We start from the raw sequence: 18039 nt of genomic DNA, 5'->3' as shown, positions 1-18039 counted from the left end.
GGGGAAGATGGGCGGGTGAGCGGCACGCGGCGGGAGGTCCCCAACGACCCGGGGCGTCGGGAGCGCATCCTCGACGCCGCGCTCGACGTCGTCGCCGAGGCGGGCGTGCACGGCACCACCCACCGGCGCATCGCGGCGCGCGCGGGCGTCCCGCTCGGCTCGCTCACCTACTACTTCTCCGGGCTCGACGACATCCTGGGTGCGGCCTTCGCCCGGCTCGTCGACGCGATGTCGGCGTTCTACGGCCGGACGCTCGTCGGCGCGCGGGACCGCGACGAGGCGGAGGCCGCGGTGGTCGAGCTGATCTGCGGGCCGGCGTACGCGTCCGAGCGGGAGATGACGCTGATCTTCGAGATGTACGCCTACGCCAACCACGACCCGGAGGTGCAGGCGCTCGCGCGGGACTGGGTCCTGCGGAGCCGCGACAGCCTGTCCCGGCACTTCCCCGAGGACGTCTGCCGCGCGCTCGACGTGCTCGTGGAGGGCTGGCCGATCCACCGCAGCTTCGACGCGGCGCCCACCGACCGGGCGCTCGTGGCCGCGACCGTGCACGCGATCGTGCACGGCCTCTCCGACCGCCCCTGACCCCGGGACCCGCGCGCGCGTGCGGTCGACCGCGCCCCGGTGCCGCGCCGGACGTACCGTCGGGCCCATGACCCCCGCCGGCCCGCGTCGCGCCCCGCGCGCCGAGCGGCTGCGCCTCCCGGTCGAGCGGGACGGCGCCCGGTGCGTCTGGTGCGGGCGCGGGTTCGGCCCGCTCGTGCCGCCGACCCGCGAGCACCTCGTCCCCCGGGCCAAGGGCGGGCCGTCGTGGCTCGAGAACGAGGTGCCGGCCTGCCGCCGGTGCAACGCCGAGCGCGGGCACCGCGGGGTCGTCGAGTGGCTCGAGGAGTGCGCGCGCCGCGGGTGGGAGCCCGACGGCGCGGCTGTGGAGCGGTCGCTCGACGCGCTCGCGGCGGCGATCGCCGAGCGGGGCGGCCAGCGCCGGGCGCGCGCCTACGTGGCGGCGCAGCTGCGGCGGCTGCGGCGCTGACGTGTGCGGGCGGCGGCAGGAACGCCCCGCGCGCTACGCACCCGCCTCGACGCGGTCGGCCGCACGGACGAGCACGACGTCGTCGTCCGTCACCCGGAGCAGGTCGCCGGGGCACACGTCGTCGTCGAGCTCCACGACCCGGCCGTCGGTGTACGTGACCACCGCCGGCGAGGCGTAGCACTCGGTGACGTCGAGCAGCAGGGCACCGCCGTCGTCGGTCACCTCGGTCTGCTCGTCGTCCCCGAGCCGCACCGTGACGTCCCCGTCGGCGCGGTTGTTGATCTCGATGTCCGCCCCCGAGGCGCAGCCCGCGAGGGCGAGCAGGCCCGCCCCCATGACGACCCCGACGGCCGCACGCCCTCGACCTGCCCGCATGGTCCCTCCGTCTGCCTGAGCCCCTCATCAGGGCGTCCACGCCGACGGTAGGCGCGCGGCCGCGTCGGGCGCCGTCCGTCCCTGTGCCGATCCTGTGCGGATCCGGCAGAGCTTCCCGCACGACCACGGAGGCACGCCCTGTGACGCACCGCACACGCGCGTGCGACCAACGGCCCGCCCGCACGACCCGGCCGAGGAGCAGCATCGGGAGCGGGCGGCGACGGCGCCGCCACCGCGGCCGACGTGCCCCGTCCCCGGGGCAGGCCGGCCCACGACGCGAGGAGGACGCGATGCGCACGGAGCACACCGACCCCCGGTACGCGGTCGAGGTCGACGACCAGCCGACGTACCGGGTCGACTTCGTCGGCGCCTACGGGGCGACCGAGGAGTTCCGGATCTTCGCCGCGCCAGACCTGCCGGCGGTGCAGCGCTGGGTCGGCGACCAGGCCGCCGGCCGCGCGTACACCGTGTGGGTCGAGTACGCGGGGAAGTCGGGGGTCGGGCTCGCCCAGGTGCTCGCGTCGCGCTGACCCGGGGTCAGTCCGAGGCGAGCCGGCGCAGCGCCGACCCCTTGTGCGCCGCGCGGGCGCCGGTCTTCTCGGACTCCACGAGGTAGGCGGGCTCGTCGTCGGACGCGGTGAACTTCTGGCCGTCGTGCTGGAAGTCCGCGGTGCGCCGCTCGACGACCGTGCCGTGCGTGCGGCCCTGCGAGGTGTTCCAGGACACCCGGTCCCCGACGTGGATCGGCTCGGCCATGGTGCGGTCCTCCCGTGCGACGACGTGCGGTCCGCGCCAGTCGACCACGCGGCGCGTGCGGAGGCACGGCGAGGACGCCCGGCGGCTCGGACCGGCTACGCCTCCCAGCCCACCGCCCGGAGCACCGCCGCGGCGACCTCGGCCGGCGCGAGGCCCTCGACATCGACCACGGCGTCCTCGACGCGCGCGTCCTCCAGGATCGCGTGCAGCTCGCCCGCGCGGTGCCGGTGCCACGCGAGCACCGCCGGGTACCCGGCGTGCCGCGCGTCGAGCCGGTCCCGGATCGCCGGGACCGCAAGCCGCAGCCGGCACACCGTCAGGGGCACCCCGACGGCGTCCTCGTACACCGCGCGGGACCCCCGGTCCTCGAGGACCCCGGCCAGCACGAGACGCGACGCGCCCCGGCGCCGGTAGACGGCGGCGACCGCCCGGAGGTTCTCCAGCTCCAGGTCCTGCTGGAACGGGTCGCCGGGCGGGGCGGGCCAGGACCGGCGCAGCTCGTCCAGGTCGACCACCGCGTGCGGCACCCCGCGCTCGGCGAGCAGCTCTCCGACGTGCTGCGCGGTCGTGCTCTTCCCCGCGCCGACGGTGCCGGTCAGCAGGAGCGCGCCCGGGTCGGGCGGCGCGGCGGGCGGGGTCGCGGGTCCCGGTGCGGAGGTCACGGCCTCACGCTACGGCCGGGTGCGGGTCCCCCGCCGCCCCTCGCCGGTCACTTCCAGGTGACGGGCGACGGGAAGTAGGGGTTGTCCGACGACGCGATGAACGACTGGTACGACTCGCCGTTGTACTCGGCCGAGGTGACGACGGCGCCGTCCTTGGCCAGCGCGACGAAGCACGACACCAGGACCCGGTTCTCCTCGTCGTACTCCGGGAGCAGCAGGCCGCACGAGTCGCCGGGCGAGTTCAGCGAGAACCCGCTGGTGAGGTACTCGGTGTCGGCGCCGGTCGCGTCGAGCGGGAACAGGTCGACCGTCGCGGGGTCGTAGCCCTCCGGGGTGTCGTACAGCCACTGGTGCTGCGTGATCACGGCGTACGGGGTGTAGCCCTCGAACTCCTCGGCGTTGCTGAACTGGTCGAACAGCGCGGCGTCGAGCTCGCTGACCTGGAGCACGGCCACGCCGACCCCGCCGCTGACCTCCTGGTCGCCGTAGGTCTCGGTCTGGTTCAGCCACGCCGGCTGGCCGAGGGCGAGAGCCGTGCCCGGTGCGGTGACGGCACCGGCGGCGCCGAAGTCGACCGCCTCGACCTCGTAGTCGACCTCGAGCGGGCCGGTCTCGACGTCCCTCGGCGCGGCCGAGGCGCCGGCGGCGGGCTCGCGGTCCTTCTCCTTCGGCTGGCCCGCGGAGCAGCCGGCGAGGCCGAGCGCGAGGACGAGGGCGGCAGCGGGCACGGCGAGGGACGGCAAGCGCACGGGGAGACCTTCCGAGGGCGAAGTGCCTGGTGCAGACACAGGCGAGACCCAGGGAACCCTAAGCCATGGTCGCGGGAGCCGCCTCCGCCACTCTCAACGTACAGCGCGGCGGGGGTCTTGCCGCAAGGCCCCCTCCCGGGCCCAGAATCCTCGGCGCACCGCCCCCCAGCGCGCCCCCGAGGAGCCCCGTGACCGCCACCGCCACCCCCGCCTTCCACCTGCCCGACCGCCTCGCCGCCAAGGCCGACCCCGCCCTGATCGCCGACGACGAGCGCCGGTTCGCCGAGATCGCCGCCGCCCTCGACGCCGCGACGACCGACCTCGCGCAGCGGCTCGACGCCGTCCGCCGGCAGCCCGCTGGCCGGGGCCAGCAGACCCTCGACCGCGACGCCGAGGTCCGTCGGCTCACGAACCGCCTGCGCGCGCTGCGGCGGTTCGGGATGGACCTGTGCCTGGGCCGCCTCACCCCGGACGACGGCGGCGAGCCCGTCTACGTCGGCCGCCTCGGGCTCACCGACGCTGACGGCCGCCGGTTGCTCGTCGACTGGCGGTCCCCCGCCGCCGAGCCGTACTTCGCCGCGACCCGGGCCCGGCCGATGGGCGTGGCGGCGCGGCGCCGGTACCGGTGGACCGGGGGCCGGGTCGCCGACTACTGGGACGAGGTGCTCGCCGGGGACGGCGCCGCCGGGCACGCCGCCGGCGCCGCACTCGACGACGAGTCCGCCTTCATCGCCGGCCTGGGCGCCAGCCGCACCGCGCGGATGCGCGACGTGCTCGGGACCATCCAGGCGGACCAGGACGCGATCGTGCGGGCGGGCTCGCGCGGGACGCTCGTCGTCGACGGCGGGCCCGGCACCGGCAAGACCGTCGTCGCCCTGCACCGCGCCGCGTACCTGCTCTACGCCGACCCGCTGGTCGACCATCGCCGCGGCGGGGTCCTGGTCGTCGGTCCGAGCCGGCCCTACCTCGACTACGTCGCCGACGTGCTGCCGAACCTCGGCGAAGACGGCGCGCGGACCTGCGTGCTGCGCGACCTGGTGGTCGAGGGCGCCACCGCGGTACCCGAGCCCGACCCCGAGGTCGCGCGCCTCAAGGGCACCCTCGACCTGGTCCGCGCGATCGAGCCCGCCGTGCGGTTCTCCGAGCGGCCACCCGCCGACGGCCTGCTGGTCGAGACGCCGTGGGCAGACCTGTGGCTCGGCCCCGAGGACTGGGCGCAGGCGTTCGGCGCGCCGGACCCGGGCACCCCGCACAACGAGGCCCGCGACGTGATCGAGGAGGCCCTGGTGGACCTGCTCGCGGAGCAGGCCCGCGAGCAGGACGACGAGATCCCCGACGACCTGCTCCGCCGCGCCCTGCGCCGGCACGCGGACCTGGTCGCCGCGCTGAACCGCGCATGGCCGCTCCTCGACGCGGCGGACCTGGTGGCCGACCTCTGGTCCGTCCCCGCGTACCTCCGGCTGTGCGCGCCGGGCCTGGCACCCGAGCAGGTCGCCCTGCTGCAGCGCCCCGACCCGCGGGCGTGGACCGACGCCGACCTGCCGCTGCTCGACGCCGCCCGGCACCGGCTCGGCGACCCCGGGGCGTCGCGGCGCCGACACCGCCGGCAGGCCGAGGCGGCGGCCGAGCGCGAGTACCGGGCGCGCGTCGCGGACGACCTGATCGCCGCCGACCGCGACGGCGAGCAGGAGGGCATGCTCGACATGCTCCGCGGCGCCGACCTCGAGCACGCCCTGCTCGGCGACCCCGAGGACGCCCGCACCGGCACCGACCGGCTGGCCGGCCCGTTCGCGCACGTGGTCGTCGACGAGGCCCAGGAGCTGTCCGACGCCGAGTGGCAGATGCTGCTGCGCCGGTCGCCGTCGCGCAGCCTGACCGTCGTCGGCGACCGGGCGCAGGCGCGGCACGGGTTCACGGAGTCCTGGGCGGCGCGGCTGCGCCGCGTCGGGCTGGGCGACCCGGTGGTGGCGTCGCTGTCGATCAACTACCGCACGCCCGCCGAGGTCATGGCGGCGGCCGAGCCGGTGATCCGGGCGGCGCTCCCCGACGCGAACGTGCCGACGTCGGTCCGCAGCACCGGGGTGCCCGTGGCGTACGGCACCGTCGGCGAGCTGGACGCGCTCCTCGGGACGTGGCTCGCCGAGCACGAGGGCGTGGCGTGCGTGATCGGCGCGGACCGGGAGGTCGCCGGGGCGCCTCGGGTCCGGTCGCTGTCGCCGGCCGCGGCGAAGGGGCTCGAGTTCGACCTCGTCGTGCTCGTCGACCCGCAGCGCTGGGGCGATGGCGTCACCGGGGCCGTGGACCGGTACGTCGGCATGACCCGGGCGACGCAGCGGCTGGTGGTGCTGACCGGGGAGTGAGCGGGCGCCGCGGGCTTCGGGTTCGTCCGGGTACCGTCGCCCGTGGCCGGGGCGCACCGCCCGGCCGACGACCCCGGGAGGGCCCGCGATGGCGGACGCGCGCGATGGCTCCCGCGACGGCACCCGCCGCTGACGGGCCGTGCCGGACTGGGCGTGGGCGCTGCTCGGCGTCCTGGGGGGCGTGCTGCTGCTGTGGCTCGCGCTGGTCGCCGTGCTCTGGGCGACCCGCCCCGACGAGCCGCGGCTGCGTGAGGCGCTCCGCCTGCTGCCGGACGTCGTGCGCCTGGTCCGACGACTGGCGGGCGACCGCGCGCTGCCGCGCGGGGTGCGCGTCCGGCTGTGGTTGCTGCTCGGCTACCTGGCGCTGCCGGTCGACCTCGTGCCGGACGTGGTCCCGGTGCTCGGCTGGGCGGACGACGCGCTCGTCGTGGCCCTGGTGCTGCGGTCGGTCGTGCGTCGGGCGGGGCCCGAGGCGCTCGACCGGCACTGGCCGGGCTCGCCCGAGGGGCTGGCGGCCGTGCGGCGGCTGGTGCGGCTGCCCGGCTGACGCCCGGGGGAACGACGAAGCCCTGGTGGGATCTCTCCCACCAGGGCTTCCACGTCGGGCTGACAGGATTTGAACCTGCGACCCCTTGACCCCCAGTCAAGTGCGCTACCAAGCTGCGCCACAGCCCGATGGTCCTCGAGAGGACCTCGGCGGCCCCCGCAGGAGCCTCGGAAACTCTACCGTATCCGGACGGTCCCGCCGTCCCCCGCCGGCAGATGGGCGCGCCACGCCGTCGCCACCACCACCAGGCAGACGACCGCGACGCCCAGCCCGGCCAGGAACATCTCCGGGTAGGTCCAGCGCGTCGACAGCCAGGCGAGCGTCGCGGGCACGAAGAACCCGAGGTACGCCGCCGAGTAGTAGACGGCCGTCAGCCCGGCGAGGTCCTCCGGCGTGGCGATGCGCTGCACCTCGGACAGGCCCGCGACCAGAGCGAGCCCGTACCCCGCGCCCAGCACCGCGGCGGCGAGCAGCACGACCGGCAGCGACAGCGTCGCCGCTGCCCGCGCCGCCAGCGCCATCCCGACGACGAGGATCACCAGCGCCACCACCGAGGCGCGGGCGCTGTGCCGGGTGTCGACGAGCCGGGCGACCGACTGCACCGCGAGGCCGACCGCCAGCGTGACCACGGTCAGCAGCGCGGAGAACGCGATCGGCATCCCGCCCGCGTGCTCGCGCATCAGGCCGGGGAGCACCGCGTAGGCCGAGCCGACGGCGCCGAAAACCCACGGCGCCAGCGGCAGCACGACCCGGAGGAACCGCCGGTGCCCGACGGCCGGGACCCGCAGGTCGTCGCGGAGCCGGGTGCGCGCGCCGGCCGGCCGGGCCGGGTGCGTCTCCGGGACGGCCAGCACGGCGACCAGGGCCAGCACGGTCACGGCGGCGTGCAGCAGGTACGGGGTGCCGGTGCGCCACGGCCCCCACTGGGCCAGCGCCCCCGCGACGCCCGCGCCGAGCAGGAAGCCCGACGTCAGCGCCAGCGACGCCCGCCGCGCGCCCGCCTGCGGCTGCCCGGTGGCCGCGCACAGCTCCGCCACCCAGGTGGTGCCGACCGCCATCACCAGCCCGAGGGCGAGGCCCGACAGCACCCGGCCCGCCGCGAGAGCCGGCACGGACGCCGGGCCGAGCGCGAGCACGAGCGACCCCACGACGCCCAGCGGCGCGGCGGGCAGCAGGAGCGGTCGCCGGCCGAACCGGTCCGACAGCGGCCCGCCGATCAGCAGGGCCGGGACGATGCCGAGGACGTACGCGCCGAGCAGCACGTTCACGGTGAGCGCCGAGAGGTGGCTGACCTCGCGGTACATCACGAGCAGCGGCGTGAATTCGTTGCCGCCCCACGCGACGGCGAACATGAGCGCCGCGACGCGGAGCCAGGCGCGCGGGTGCGGCTCGGCCGGGGCGACCGGGTCGCGGGGTGCGGCAGTGGCGGTGGTGCCGGTGGTGGTCGTGCCGGTGGCGGTCACCGCGCGCCGCCGTCCCGCTCCGCGCCCGACGGGTCGCCCGCGCCCGGCGCGCCGGGGTCGTCCGGCCGGCTGGCCGCGCCGCTGTCCCGGTCGACCGCGCCGCCGGCACGCGGGTGCGCGGAGGCCAGGTGCGCGCCGTGCAGGTGCTCACGCAGCCGGTCCCGGAACGCCGCCGCGTCGCCCGCCTCGATCGCCGCGACCAGCGCCTCGTGCCCCTCGACGAACCCCGGCGCGCGCTCCCCCGCGGCGCCGACGGAGAGCGCGACCATCCGCCGCTGCCGCTCGCGCAGCGTGACCGAGAACCCGGTGAGGAGGTCGTTCCCGCCCGCTGCCACGACCGCCAGGTGGAACGCGGCGTCGTGCTCGGCGTAGGTCGCCAGGTCGCCCGCGGCGACCGCGTCCCGCTGCCGGGTGAGCAACCCGCGCAGCTCGGCGGTCAGCGCGTCGCGGGCCGCCGTGGACCCCACGACGACGTCCACGGCGTGCGACTCCAGCAGCAGCCGCGCCTCGACGACCGCCTCGGCCTCGCCGGGCGCGACCGGCACCACCAGCGCTCCGCGCTTCGGGAACAGCCGGAGCCAGCCCTCGGTCGACAGCCGCAGGAACGCCTCGCGGACGGGCGTGCGGCTCATCGCGAGCTCGGCGGCGACGCCGCCCTCGCTGACCATCTCCCCCGCGGGCAGCCGCCCGGACAGCAACGCGTCCTTGACGTGCCGGTAGGCGACCTCGGCCGCGGGTGGTGCCGGCGTGGGGATGGTGGACTGCATGGTTACTACATGTATCTCAGTCGCATCCCAGAACCAAATCGGGTGCGCCGCCTCTGGGACGGGGCCCTGCCCGCGCCCGCGACCCGCGCCGCCTACGGCTTCCGGCGCGACCTACCACGATCGCAGTGGGTCGGGCCGGAAACAGTAGGCCGCGGTGCCGAGTCGCCCGGGTGTTCGGGTCGCGCGTGAGGCCGAGCGGTCCGGCGGGCGTCAGCGCGCCGGCGCCGTGTCCTCCGCCGCCTCGCCCGCGACGTCGTGCTCCCCCGACCGACCGCGCAGCACGTCGAGCTCCGCCGCCACGACGCCGAGCAGCAGCAGATCGACCACGAGGCCGGTGACCGCGCTCCACTGGTCGATCCGGAACAGGAAGATCTGGCTCAGCAGCAGGTTGACGAGCACCGCGCGCCGGAACCACTCGTACCCGCGCACCCGGTCGTCGCCGACCAGCCGCAGGCCCACCACGGAGCACACCAGGGACGCGGCGCCGCTGGCGAGCAGCCCGACCATCGCCCACCAGGGCAGGTCCGCCCCGGTCGCGACCAGCACGGTCCCCCGCACGACGGTGTACAGCGTGACGAGCGCCAGCACGCCGACGGTCACCCGCGGCAGCCACCGGACGCGCACCACGCGCCGGGACGCCGTCACGACGGCGCGGGCCACGGCGCTGATCGGGTCGGGCAGCTCCCGCGCGTCGTCCTCGACGACGTCGAGCAGCGCCCGGACCTCGGCCGCGCCCCGGACGTCGCCGGCGCCGGCCACGAGCTCCCGCGCCTGGCGCCGGGCGCGCGGCGAGAACCCGCCCGCCAGCCCGGCGACGGCGAGGTCCGCGGCGGCCGCGAGCGTCTCGTGCGGGTCGCGCCGCCGGCCGTGGATCACCTCGCCGACCAGGACCAGCACGACCACGACGACGTAGATGAGCGACGCGGTCGGCTCGTAGAAGTAGTCGTTGTCCGACGTGACGAACTTGCCGATCTCGTCGATGAACAGCCCGAACCCGATGCCGCCGACCAGCGCGGCCAGCGGCCGGACCACGGGGCCGGCCCAGGACAGCACCGCGACGACCGCGACCGCCATCAGCAGCCCGCCCCACAGGACGTGCGCGATGTGCAGGCCGTCGCCGCCCAGCTGTGGGAACCCGGTCAGCGCGAGCAGCCCCCGGGTCACCAGCACGGTCAGCACCGTGACGGCCAGGAACCCGGCGACGTGCCGCGGCCCGGCAGGGTCGCGCGGCAGGCCGAGCACGAGCACCGGCGACCGCCGCCGCACGTGGTGCCGGTCCGCCGCGGCCGTCCGGTGGCCCGTCCGCTCGACCTCCGCGCCGCGGGTCACCGCTTGCGCTTCTCCCGGACGCGGACCGAGATCGAGATCGGCGAGCCCTCGAAGCCGAACGTCTCGCGCAGCCGGCGCTCGATGAACCGGCGGTAGCCCGCCTCGAGGAAGCCGGTCGCGAAGATGACGAACCGCGGCGGGCGCGTCGAGGCCTGGGTCGCGAACAGGATGCGCGGCTGCTTGCCGCCGCGCAGCGGGTGCGGGTGCGCCGCCACGAGCTCGCCCAGGAACGCGTTGAGCTTGCCGGTGGGGATGCGGGTGTCCCAGGACTCCAGCGACCGCGTGAGCGCGGGGACGAGCCGGTCGGTGTGCCAGCCGGTCCGCGCGGAGATGTTCACCCGCGGCGCCCACTGGATCTGCACGAGCTCCTTCTCGATCTCCCGCTCGAGGTACGGCCGGCGGTCCTCGTCCATGAGGTCCCACTTGTTGTACGCGATGACCAGCGCGCGCCCGGCGTCGATGACCTGCTGGATGACGCGGGTGTCCTGCTCGGTGAGCGGCTGAGACGCGTCGAGGAGCACGACGGCGACCTCGGCCTTCTCGATCGCGGCCTGCGTGCGCAGCGAGGCGTAGAAGTCGGCGCCGGACGTCTGGTGCACCCGGCGGCGGATGCCGGCGGTGTCGACGAACCACCACGGCACGCCCTTGAGCTCCACGAGCTCGTCGACCGGGTCGCGGGTGGTGCCGGCGGTGTCGTCGACGACCACCCGGTCGGTGCCCAGCACCTTGTTGAGCAGCGACGACTTCCCGACGTTCGGGCGGCCCACCAGGGCGACGCGGCGCGGGCCGCCGGGACGGGCGGTGGCGTGCTGCGAGACGGTCGGCAGCGCCGCCATCGCGGCGTCGAGCAGGTCGCCGGTGCCGCGGCCGTGCAGGGCGGAGACCGGGTGCGGCTCGCCGAGGCCCAGGCTCCACAGCTCGGCGGCGTCGGCCTCGACGCGCGGGCCGTCGACCTTGTTGGCGCACAGCACGACCGGCTTCCCGGACTTGCGGAGCAGGCGCACGACCCGCTCGTCGGTGGCCGTCGGGCCGACGGTGGCGTCGACGACGAACAGCACGGCGTCGGCCAGCGAGATCGCGACCTCGGCCTGCTCGGCCACGCGCGCCTCGATGCCCGCGACGTCGACCTCCCAGCCGCCGGTGTCGACCAGCGTGAACCGGCGACCGGCCCACTCGGCGGGGTAGGACACGCGGTCGCGCGTCACGCCCGGCTTGTCCTCGACGACAGCCTCGCGCCGGCCGAGGATCCGGTTGACCAGCGTCGACTTGCCGACGTTCGGGCGCCCGACCACGGCGAGCACGGGGAGCGCCAGGTGCGAGCCGTCCTCGTCGTCCGCGCCCTCGTCGCCCGAGAGCAGGGCGACGTCGTCGTCCTCGAGCTCGTAGTCGTCCAGCCCGGCCCGCAGCGCGCGCTCGCGCGCCTCGTCGTCCTCCGCCTCCGCGGTCACGTCCGTGCCGTCGAAGGGCTCGGCGGGGCCGTCCTGGAGGTCGTCGAGCTCCACGGCGGGGTCCTCGGAGGTGGTCGACTGGGCCGGCTCGCTGTCACGCATGCGCACCATTCTCCCTGACCGAGCGGCCGGGGACGAACCACGCCCGACGACGCCCCCGGGTCAGTCCGTCGGGAGCGCCGCGCCGGTGCGGGCCGCGGCGTCGCGGACCAGTGCCGAGAGCGCCGCGCGGACCGTCTCCGTCCCCTCCCCGATCGCCTCGCGCCGGGACTGCCCGTCGGCCGGCGACAGGTCCAGCGGCGCGCCGAGCTCGACGTGCAGCCGCCGGCGCAGCCCCGGGACGTGGCCGACCGACTCCCCCGTGCGGCGGGTCCCGAGGATCGCGACCGGGACGACCGGCGCGCCAGCGTGCACGGCCATCCAGGCGACGCCGGCCCGCGCCGAGGACGCGTCGCCGCGCCCCCGGTTCCCCTCGGGGAACACGCCGACCGCGTCGCCGCGCTGCAGCACCGCCAGCGCCGCGACCAGCGCCGCCCGCCCGCCGGACCGGTCCACCGGGATCTGCTGCGCGCCCCGCAGCACCGCACCGATCGGGCCGCGGAACATCTCGTACTTGACCAGGATGTGCACCGGGCGCGGCGTGATGCCCTGCAGCAGCGGCCCGTCGACCACGCTGGTGTGGTTGGCGGCGAACACCACCGGACCGGTCGCCGGCACGTGCTCGGCGCCGACGACCTGGGCGTCCCAGACGCCGTGCGCCAGGAACGTCCCGATGGCTCGGGCCCAGCCGGGGACCGGCCGGGACCCGGGCAGCGCCTCCGCCGCCCGCGGGGCCGACGCCACGCCCGGGCCCGTCACGCGTGCAGGTCCGCGGTGCGGGCCACCACGTCCAGCACCGCCTGCACGGTCTGGTCGAGGTCGAGCTCCGAGGAGTCCACCGTCACCACGCCGTCGGCCGCGACGAGGAACTGCGACACCGTCGAGTCGTCCGCGTCCCGGCGGACCACCTGGTCCCGGGTCGCCTCGACGGCGTCGGCGTCGTCCGAGCCGTGCACCTCGCGGGCGCGCCGGGCGAGGCGGGCCTCCTCGCTCGCGGTCAGCAGCAGCCGCACGTCGGCGTCCGGCGCGATGACCGTGGTGATGTCCCGGCCCTCCGCGACGATGCCGCGGCCGCCCGAGAACGCCGAGGACGCCGCCTGCGCCGCGATCTCCGCGCGCTGCCGGCGGCCGAGCTCGGCCCGCACCTCGAGGTTGGTCGCCACCGCGCTCACCGCGGCGGAGATGGCGGTGTCGCGGATCGCCTCGCCGACGTCGTGCCCGTCCACGTGCACGCCCGGGTCGCGCGGGTCGACGCCCATCACCAGCGGCATCTCCCGGACGAGCTGCGCCACCGCGTCCGCGTCGGTCAGCGACACCCCGCGGTGCAGCGCCCACCAGGTCGCCGCGCGGTACATCGCGCCGGTGTCCAGGTACGCCAGGCCGAGCCGCTCGGCGACCCGCCGGGACACCGTCGACTTCCCCGAGCCCGAGGGCCCGTCGATCGCCACCACCACGGGACGGGGCGCGTCGTGCGCAGTCACCGAACCAACCTCCAACCGCGGGCCGTCAGCTCCGCCTCCAGGTGCGCCGAGCGCGCGGGGTCGACCGACACCGACGCCATGCCGACGGGCCGTCCCGCCGCGTGCTCGAGCCGCAGGTCCTCCAGGTTCACGCCGGCCGCGCCGACGTCGGTCAGCAGCCGCGCGAGCTCGCCGGGCCGGTCGGGCACGAGGGCCGTCACCACCGCGTACGAGCGCGGCGCGCCGCCGTGCTTGCCGGGCACGAGCGCCACGCCGGCGTTGCCGTCCGCGATCAGCCGCGCCACGCGGGCCAGCGCGCCGAGCTCGACGTCCTCCGGCCCGCTCGCCCGGGCGGCGCTGTCCAGCGCACCCAGGACCTCGTCCAGGTCGTCCCGCAGCCCCGCGAGCACGCCGCGCACGGCCGCCGCGTTGGCCGCCAGGATCGACGTCCAGAGCGCCGGGTCCGACGACGCGATCCGGGTCACGTCCCGCAGGCCCTGGCCCGCGAGCCCGAGCGCGTCCGGCTCGGCCCCGCGCAGCCGCGCCGCGACCAGGCTGGCCGCGACCTGCGGCACGTGCGAGACGACGGCCACCGCGGCGTCGTGCTCGGCGGCGTCCATGGTCACCGGCAGGCTGCCCAGGTCGGTCGCCAGCGCCCGCACCGCGAGCAGCGCGTCCGGCCGGGACTCCCCCGAGTCGACCACGACCCACGGGCGCCCGACGAACAGGTCCGGCACCGCCGCAGCCGGGCCGGAGCGCTCCCGCCCCGCCATCGGGTGCGACCCGACGTACCGGGACAGGTCCGCGCCCGCGGCGCGCAGCTCGTTGAGCACGTAGCCCTTCACGCTCGCCACGTCGGTCACGACCGCGTCCGGGTGCGCGGCCAGCTCGGCCCGCACGACGTCCGCCGTCACGTCCGGCGGCGCGGCGACGACGACCAGCGCCGGCTCGGGGTCGCCGTCCGCCGCGGGCCGCCCGGCCCCCACGTCGCGGGCCAGCGCCAGCGCCGTGCGGGACGGGTCGTGCAGCGTCACGTCGACGCCGCGCGCGGTCAGCGCCAGGCCGACCGACGCGCCCAGCAGCCCGGTGCCGACCACGCGGACCGGGCCGCGGGTCACCACCGCGGCCGTGCCGTTCGTGCTCACATGCCCACCGACGTCATCAGCGAGCCGACCTCCGCCTTCCCGAGCACGCGGGTGCGGCCCGGGCGCAGGTCGCCGAGCTTGATCGGGCCGATCTGGGTGCGCAGCAGGCGGGTCACCGGGTGGCCCACCTCCTCCAGCAGCCGGCGGACGACGCGGTTGCGGCCCTCGTGGATCACGATTTCGACCATGCTGGCCTGCGGCGTGGCGTCCACGACGCGGAACGCGTCCACCGCCACGACGCCGTCCTCGAGCTCGACGCCCTTCTTCAGCCGCGCGCCGACCCCGGCCGGGACCCGGCCGTCGACGGTCGCGAGGTACGTCTTGGAGACGCCGTGCGACGGGTGCGACAGCCGGTTGGCGAGCTCGCCGTCGTTGGTCAGCAGGATCAGGCCCTCCGAGTCGGCGTCCAGGCGCCCGACGTGGAACAGCCGCTCCTCGCGGTTCTGCACGAACTGCTCGAGCGACGGGCGGCCCTCGGGGTCGTGCATGGTCGAGACCACGCCCAGCGGCTTGTTCAGCGCCAGGGTGATGACGTCCTTGTCCAGCTGCAGGCGCAGGCCGTCGACGTGGATCACAGCGCTGCGCGGGTCGACGCGCACGCCGAGCTCCAGCACCACCTGCTCGTCGACCGTCACGCGTCCGGCCGCGATCAGCTCCTCGCACGCGCGGCGCGAGCCGAGGCCGGCCTGCGCGAGCACCTTCTGCAGGCGCACGCCCTCGGGGTCGTGCACGTCGAGGTCCGTGGACCGCGGGCCGCGCGGCGGCGTGCGGTACGACTGCGGCGGGCGGGACGGCCAGGCGGAGCCCGGGCGGCCGGTGTCGGCGCCGCGGGGGGCGCCGGAACGGGTGCCGCCGCCGGGACGGCCCGCACCCGCGACCCGGCCGGACGAGGAGCCGCCGGGGCGGCCGGCGGAGGACGCGCCGGGGCGACCCGCACCCGGACGGCCGGAGCCCCCGCCGTAGCCGCCGCCCGACGACGGACGGCCCGCGCCGCCGCCGCCGTAGCCGCCGCCGGAGGACGGCCGTCCGGAGCCACCGCCCTGGCCGCCCGAGCCGGGCCGCCCGCCGCCGTAGCCGCCGCCCTGGCCGCCGGACCCGGAGCGCCCGCCGTAGCCGCCGGACGAGCCCGCGCCCGACCGACCGCCGCTCTGGCCCGCACCGCCGGACCGACCGCCGCCGTACCCGGCGCCGCCGCCGGAGCGACCGCCGCCCTGGCCCGCGCCGCTGCCCGCGCGGCCCGCGCCGCCGCGCCCGGCTCCCCCGGACCGACCACCGGACCCACCGGCCCCGCGGGCACCGCCGCCCGTGTTGCCGCGGCCGCGACCGCCCTGTCCTGCTGCACTCATCACACGTCTCCTGTCGTCACTGCGGCCCCGTCCAGCCCGTCGAACGCGTCGATCTCGGGCAGGTACGGGGCGAGCGGGGGCAGCTCGTCGAGGCTCGTGAGGCCCATCCGCTCGAGGAAGTATCCCGTGGTCCGGTACAGCAGCGCACCCGAGCCCGGGTCGGTACCCGCCTCGGTGACGAGCCCGCGGGCCGTCAGCGTGCGCACCACGCCGTCCACGTTGACCCCGCGCACGCCCGAGACCTGCCCGCGCGTGACCGGCTGCCGGTACGCAATCACGGCCAGGGTCTCCAGCGCCGCCTGGGTCAGCCGGGCGGTCTGGCCGTCCAGCACGAACTGCCCGACGACCTGGTGGAACGCCGGCGCCGAGTAGATCCGCCAGCCCTCGCCGGCCTGGCGCAGCTCGTACCCGCGGGGGCGGCCGCCGTGCTCGCCGCGGTACTCCTCGGCGAGGGTCCGCAGCAGGTCGACGACCTCCCCGGTGGGCAGGCCGAGCACCGTGGCGAGGCGCACAGCCGGGATCGGCTCGTCGGCGACCATCAGCACGGCCTCCAGTGCCGCGAGGGCGCCGCCGGGCAGGTCGTGCACGTCGGGGGCCTCCGCCGCGGGCGCGGGGGGCAGCTCGCCCTCGCCGAGCCCGTCCGCGGGCACGCCTCCGGGCACCGCGGCCGTCGGGTCCTGGGTCATGCGTCCTCCCCCTGCGCCTCGGGCGCGGCCGCGTCGGCCGGCACCACGTCGTCCCCCTCGTCGAAGTCCGAGGCCACGGCGACGTCGCCGTCCTCGGCCCCGGTCCACCGCACGGTGAGCTCGCCCAGCGGCGTCACCTGGTCGAACGCCACGGCGCCCTCCCGGAACAGCTCCAGCAGCGCGAGGAACCGCGCCACCACCAGCAGCGTCGAGTCGGCGTCGGCGGTCAGCGTGCGGAACGAGGCGGCCCCGCCGTGCCGCAGCCGGTCCGCGAGCACCGCGGCCTGCTCCCGGACGCTCACCGCGGGCGCGTGCAGGTGGCTGAGGTCGACCCCGGGCGGCGGGGGCGGCGGCGCGAGGGCCTTCGCGGCCAGCGCCGCGAGCTCCTCCGGCCCGATCTGCCAGATCAGCTCGGGCAGCATCGCGGCCAGGTGCGGCTCCAGCTGCACCGTGCGCGGCAGCCGCCGGCCCTGCTCGGTGAGCCGGGTCCCGATGTCCGTGGCCACCACCTTGTACGCGCGGTACTGCAGCAGGCGGGCGAACAGCAGGTCGCGCGCCTCCAGCAGCTCCAGGTCCTCGGCGTCCTCGACCTCGCCCGCGGGCAGCAGCCGCGCGGCCTTGAGGTCGAGCAGCGTGGCCGCCACCAGCAGGAACTCGGACGCCTGCCCGAGGTCCCACGGGCGCCCGCCCTCGGCCTCGGCGCGCTCGGCCGCGCGGATGTACGCGATGAACTCGTCCGTGACCGCGGCGAGCGCGACCTCGGTGATGTCGAGCTTGTGCTTGGAGATCAGCCCCAGCAGCAGGTCGAACGGCCCGGAGAAGTTCTCCAGGTGCACCTCGAAGGCGCCGGACCCGGGCCGCGGCGCGTCGTCGGGCGCAGCGCTCTCGCCGGGGTCGGCGGCAACGGCCTCGGCGGTCGGCGCCGTCTCAGGCGGCGTCGCCACGGGCGACGAGCTCCCGCGCGAGCTGCCGGTACGCGTGCGCCCCGGCGTGCGTCGGCGCGTAGGTCGTGATCGGCTCCGCCGCCACCGAGGCGTCCGGGAACTTCACGGTGCGGCCGATGACGGTGTGCAGCAGGGTGTCGCCGAACGCCTCGTACACCCGGGCCACGACCTCGCGGGCGTGCAGGGTGCGCGGGTCGTACATGGTGGCGAGGATGCCGTCGACCTCGAGGCGCGGGTTGAGCCGGTCCCGGACCTTCTCGATCGTCTCGACCAGCAGCGCCACGCCGCGCAGCGCGAAGAACTCGCACTCCAGCGGGATGAGCACGCCGTGCGCGGCGGTCAGCGCGTTGACGGTCAGCAGGCCGAGCGACGGCTGGCAGTCGACCAGCACCACGTCGTAGTCGTCGAGCACGGGCCGCAGCACCCGGGACAGGATCGACTCGCGGGCCACCTCGCTGACCAGCTGCACCTCGGCGGCGGACAGGTCGATGTTGGCCGGCAGCAGGTCCAGGTTGGGGATCTCCGTGGGGCGGATCAGCTCCTCGACCCGCGCGTGCCGGTCGACCAGCAGGTCGTAGACCGTGCGGTCGAGCTCGTGCGGGTTGGCGCCCAGGCCGACCGACGCCGCGCCCTGCGGGTCGAAGTCGACGATGAGCACCCGGCGGCCGTACTCGGCCAGCGCCGCGGCGAGGTTGATCGTGGTGGTCGTCTTGCCGACGCCGCCCTTCTGGTTGCACATCGCGATGACGCGGGCGGGACCGTGGGCGGCGAGCGGCGCGGGGACGGGGAAGTCGGGCAGGGGCCTGCCCACCGGGTCGGTTGCGATCTCGGTCGTCTCCTCGCGTGCCACCCGCACAACCTACCGGAGCA

Annotated in this window: 20 protein-coding genes and 1 tRNA gene; 5 read left to right on the top strand and 16 right to left on the bottom strand. The window is 76.7% G+C overall.

The annotated features are described in order from the left end of the window. Positions 1 to 15: 15 nt before the first annotated feature. Positions 16 to 585: a TetR/AcrR family transcriptional regulator gene (locus J5O08_RS01830; RefSeq protein ID WP_218705115.1), complete on the top strand. Its 570-nt coding sequence runs from the start codon at positions 16 to 18 to the stop codon at positions 583 to 585. 67 nt (positions 586 to 652) lie between these two features. After that, positions 653 to 1033, top strand: a complete 381-nt coding sequence (locus J5O08_RS01825) for an HNH endonuclease (RefSeq protein ID WP_218705114.1) — start codon at positions 653 to 655, stop codon at positions 1031 to 1033. Between the two features lie 33 nt (positions 1034 to 1066). Here J5O08_RS01825 and J5O08_RS01820 read toward each other — a convergent pair whose 3' ends face one another. Continuing rightward, positions 1067 to 1408, bottom strand: coding sequence for a hypothetical protein (locus J5O08_RS01820; RefSeq protein WP_218705113.1), 342 nt, complete (start codon positions 1406 to 1408; stop codon positions 1067 to 1069). A 290-nt stretch (positions 1409 to 1698) separates the two neighbouring features. Here J5O08_RS01820 and J5O08_RS01815 point away from each other — a divergent pair, with 290 nt between their 5' ends. After that, positions 1699 to 1938, top strand: coding sequence for a hypothetical protein (locus J5O08_RS01815; protein ID WP_218705112.1), 240 nt, complete (start codon positions 1699 to 1701; stop codon positions 1936 to 1938). Between the two features lie 7 nt (positions 1939 to 1945). On the opposite strand, the gene J5O08_RS01810 is transcribed toward J5O08_RS01815, so the two are convergent. The 3 genes from J5O08_RS01810 to J5O08_RS01800 form a co-directional block, all read right to left on the bottom strand. Beyond that, complete coding sequence (locus J5O08_RS01810) at positions 1946 to 2164, bottom strand: DUF2945 domain-containing protein (RefSeq protein ID WP_147796654.1); 219 nt, start codon at positions 2162 to 2164, stop codon at positions 1946 to 1948. 95 nt (positions 2165 to 2259) lie between these two features. Next, positions 2260 to 2826: an adenylyl-sulfate kinase gene (locus J5O08_RS01805; protein WP_218705111.1), complete on the bottom strand. Its 567-nt coding sequence runs from the start codon at positions 2824 to 2826 to the stop codon at positions 2260 to 2262. A 47-nt stretch (positions 2827 to 2873) separates the two neighbouring features. Continuing rightward, positions 2874 to 3575 carry a hypothetical protein gene (locus J5O08_RS01800; protein WP_218705110.1) on the bottom strand — a complete coding sequence of 234 codons (702 nt, stop codon included), beginning with the start codon at positions 3573 to 3575 and terminating at the stop codon, positions 2874 to 2876. A 188-nt stretch (positions 3576 to 3763) separates the two neighbouring features. Here J5O08_RS01800 and helR point away from each other — a divergent pair, with 188 nt between their 5' ends. After that, positions 3764 to 5935, top strand: a complete 2172-nt coding sequence (gene helR, locus J5O08_RS01795) for an RNA polymerase recycling motor ATPase HelR (protein WP_308281250.1) — start codon at positions 3764 to 3766, stop codon at positions 5933 to 5935. A 139-nt stretch (positions 5936 to 6074) separates the two neighbouring features. Continuing rightward, complete coding sequence (locus J5O08_RS01790; protein WP_218705108.1) at positions 6075 to 6482, top strand: DUF1232 domain-containing protein; 408 nt, start codon at positions 6075 to 6077, stop codon at positions 6480 to 6482. Between the two features lie 54 nt (positions 6483 to 6536). Here the strand turns inward: J5O08_RS01790 and J5O08_RS01785 are convergent. The 12 genes from J5O08_RS01785 to J5O08_RS01730 all read right to left on the bottom strand — a co-directional run bounded on the left by J5O08_RS01785 (position 6537) and on the right by J5O08_RS01730 (position 18019). After that, positions 6537 to 6610: transfer RNA gene (locus J5O08_RS01785), tRNA-Pro, on the bottom strand. 48 nt (positions 6611 to 6658) lie between these two features. After that, positions 6659 to 7945: an MFS transporter gene (locus tag J5O08_RS01780; RefSeq protein WP_308281248.1), complete on the bottom strand. Its 1287-nt coding sequence runs from the start codon at positions 7943 to 7945 to the stop codon at positions 6659 to 6661. Continuing rightward, complete coding sequence (locus tag J5O08_RS01775; RefSeq protein ID WP_218705107.1) at positions 7942 to 8712, bottom strand: GntR family transcriptional regulator; 771 nt, start codon at positions 8710 to 8712, stop codon at positions 7942 to 7944. Before J5O08_RS01775 ends, J5O08_RS01780 begins: the two co-directional genes overlap by 4 nt. A gap of 210 nt (positions 8713 to 8922) precedes the next feature. Next, positions 8923 to 10041, bottom strand: a complete 1119-nt coding sequence (locus J5O08_RS01770) for a hypothetical protein (protein ID WP_308281247.1) — start codon at positions 10039 to 10041, stop codon at positions 8923 to 8925. Continuing rightward, complete coding sequence (der, locus tag J5O08_RS01765; protein WP_218705106.1) at positions 10038 to 11591, bottom strand: ribosome biogenesis GTPase Der; 1554 nt, start codon at positions 11589 to 11591, stop codon at positions 10038 to 10040. The genes J5O08_RS01770 and der overlap by 4 nt, the downstream gene beginning before the upstream one ends. 60 nt (positions 11592 to 11651) lie before the next feature. After that, entirely contained in the window at positions 11652 to 12332 is a 681-nt protein-coding gene (locus J5O08_RS01760) for a 1-acyl-sn-glycerol-3-phosphate acyltransferase (RefSeq protein ID WP_218705105.1), read from the bottom strand. A gap of 11 nt (positions 12333 to 12343) precedes the next feature. Further along, a complete protein-coding gene (cmk, locus tag J5O08_RS01755; RefSeq protein ID WP_308160966.1) occupies positions 12344 to 13069 on the bottom strand; it encodes a (d)CMP kinase in 726 nt (241 codons plus the stop codon). Beyond that, on the bottom strand, positions 13066 to 14193 hold the full coding sequence (locus J5O08_RS01750; protein ID WP_308281245.1) for a prephenate dehydrogenase: 1128 nt from the start codon (positions 14191 to 14193) through the stop codon (positions 13066 to 13068). The genes cmk and J5O08_RS01750 overlap by 4 nt, the downstream gene beginning before the upstream one ends. Next, positions 14190 to 15539 carry a pseudouridine synthase gene (locus J5O08_RS20665; protein WP_255589092.1) on the bottom strand — a complete coding sequence of 450 codons (1350 nt, stop codon included), beginning with the start codon at positions 15537 to 15539 and terminating at the stop codon, positions 14190 to 14192. Before J5O08_RS20665 ends, J5O08_RS01750 begins: the two co-directional genes overlap by 4 nt. Then, positions 15539 to 16225 carry an SMC-Scp complex subunit ScpB gene (scpB, locus tag J5O08_RS01740; protein ID WP_218705103.1) on the bottom strand — a complete coding sequence of 229 codons (687 nt, stop codon included), beginning with the start codon at positions 16223 to 16225 and terminating at the stop codon, positions 15539 to 15541. Before scpB ends, J5O08_RS20665 begins: the two co-directional genes overlap by 1 nt. Beyond that, on the bottom strand, positions 16222 to 17169 hold the full coding sequence (locus J5O08_RS01735) for a ScpA family protein (RefSeq protein WP_218705102.1): 948 nt from the start codon (positions 17167 to 17169) through the stop codon (positions 16222 to 16224). Before J5O08_RS01735 ends, scpB begins: the two co-directional genes overlap by 4 nt. Next, positions 17153 to 18019, bottom strand: a complete 867-nt coding sequence (locus J5O08_RS01730) for a ParA family protein (protein WP_147796645.1) — start codon at positions 18017 to 18019, stop codon at positions 17153 to 17155. Before J5O08_RS01730 ends, J5O08_RS01735 begins: the two co-directional genes overlap by 17 nt. Positions 18020 to 18039 lie beyond the last annotated feature (20 nt).

Source organism: Cellulomonas sp. PS-H5 (assembly GCF_019265565.1).
Classification (GTDB): domain Bacteria; phylum Actinomycetota; class Actinomycetes; order Actinomycetales; family Cellulomonadaceae; genus Cellulomonas.
This window is presented reverse-complemented; position numbering and strand designations above follow the sequence as displayed.

Excerpts from the sequence above, each read along its gene's own strand:
- J5O08_RS01825 (WP_218705114.1), top strand. The coding sequence starts at position 653 with ATGACCCCCGCCGGCCCGCGTCGCGCCCCGCGCGCCGAGCGGCTGCGC.
- J5O08_RS01820 (WP_218705113.1), bottom strand. The coding sequence starts at position 1,408 with ATGCGGGCAGGTCGAGGGCGTGCGGCCGTCGGGGTCGTCATGGGGGCG.
- J5O08_RS01815 (WP_218705112.1), top strand. The coding sequence starts at position 1,699 with ATGCGCACGGAGCACACCGACCCCCGGTACGCGGTCGAGGTCGACGAC.
- J5O08_RS01810 (WP_147796654.1), bottom strand. The coding sequence starts at position 2,164 with ATGGCCGAGCCGATCCACGTCGGGGACCGGGTGTCCTGGAACACCTCG.
- J5O08_RS01775 (WP_218705107.1), bottom strand. The coding sequence starts at position 8,712 with ATGCAGTCCACCATCCCCACGCCGGCACCACCCGCGGCCGAGGTCGCC.
- der (WP_218705106.1), bottom strand. The coding sequence starts at position 11,591 with ATGCGTGACAGCGAGCCGGCCCAGTCGACCACCTCCGAGGACCCCGCC.
- J5O08_RS20665 (WP_255589092.1), bottom strand. The coding sequence starts at position 15,539 with ATGAGTGCAGCAGGACAGGGCGGTCGCGGCCGCGGCAACACGGGCGGC.
- scpB (WP_218705103.1), bottom strand. The coding sequence starts at position 16,225 with ATGACCCAGGACCCGACGGCCGCGGTGCCCGGAGGCGTGCCCGCGGAC.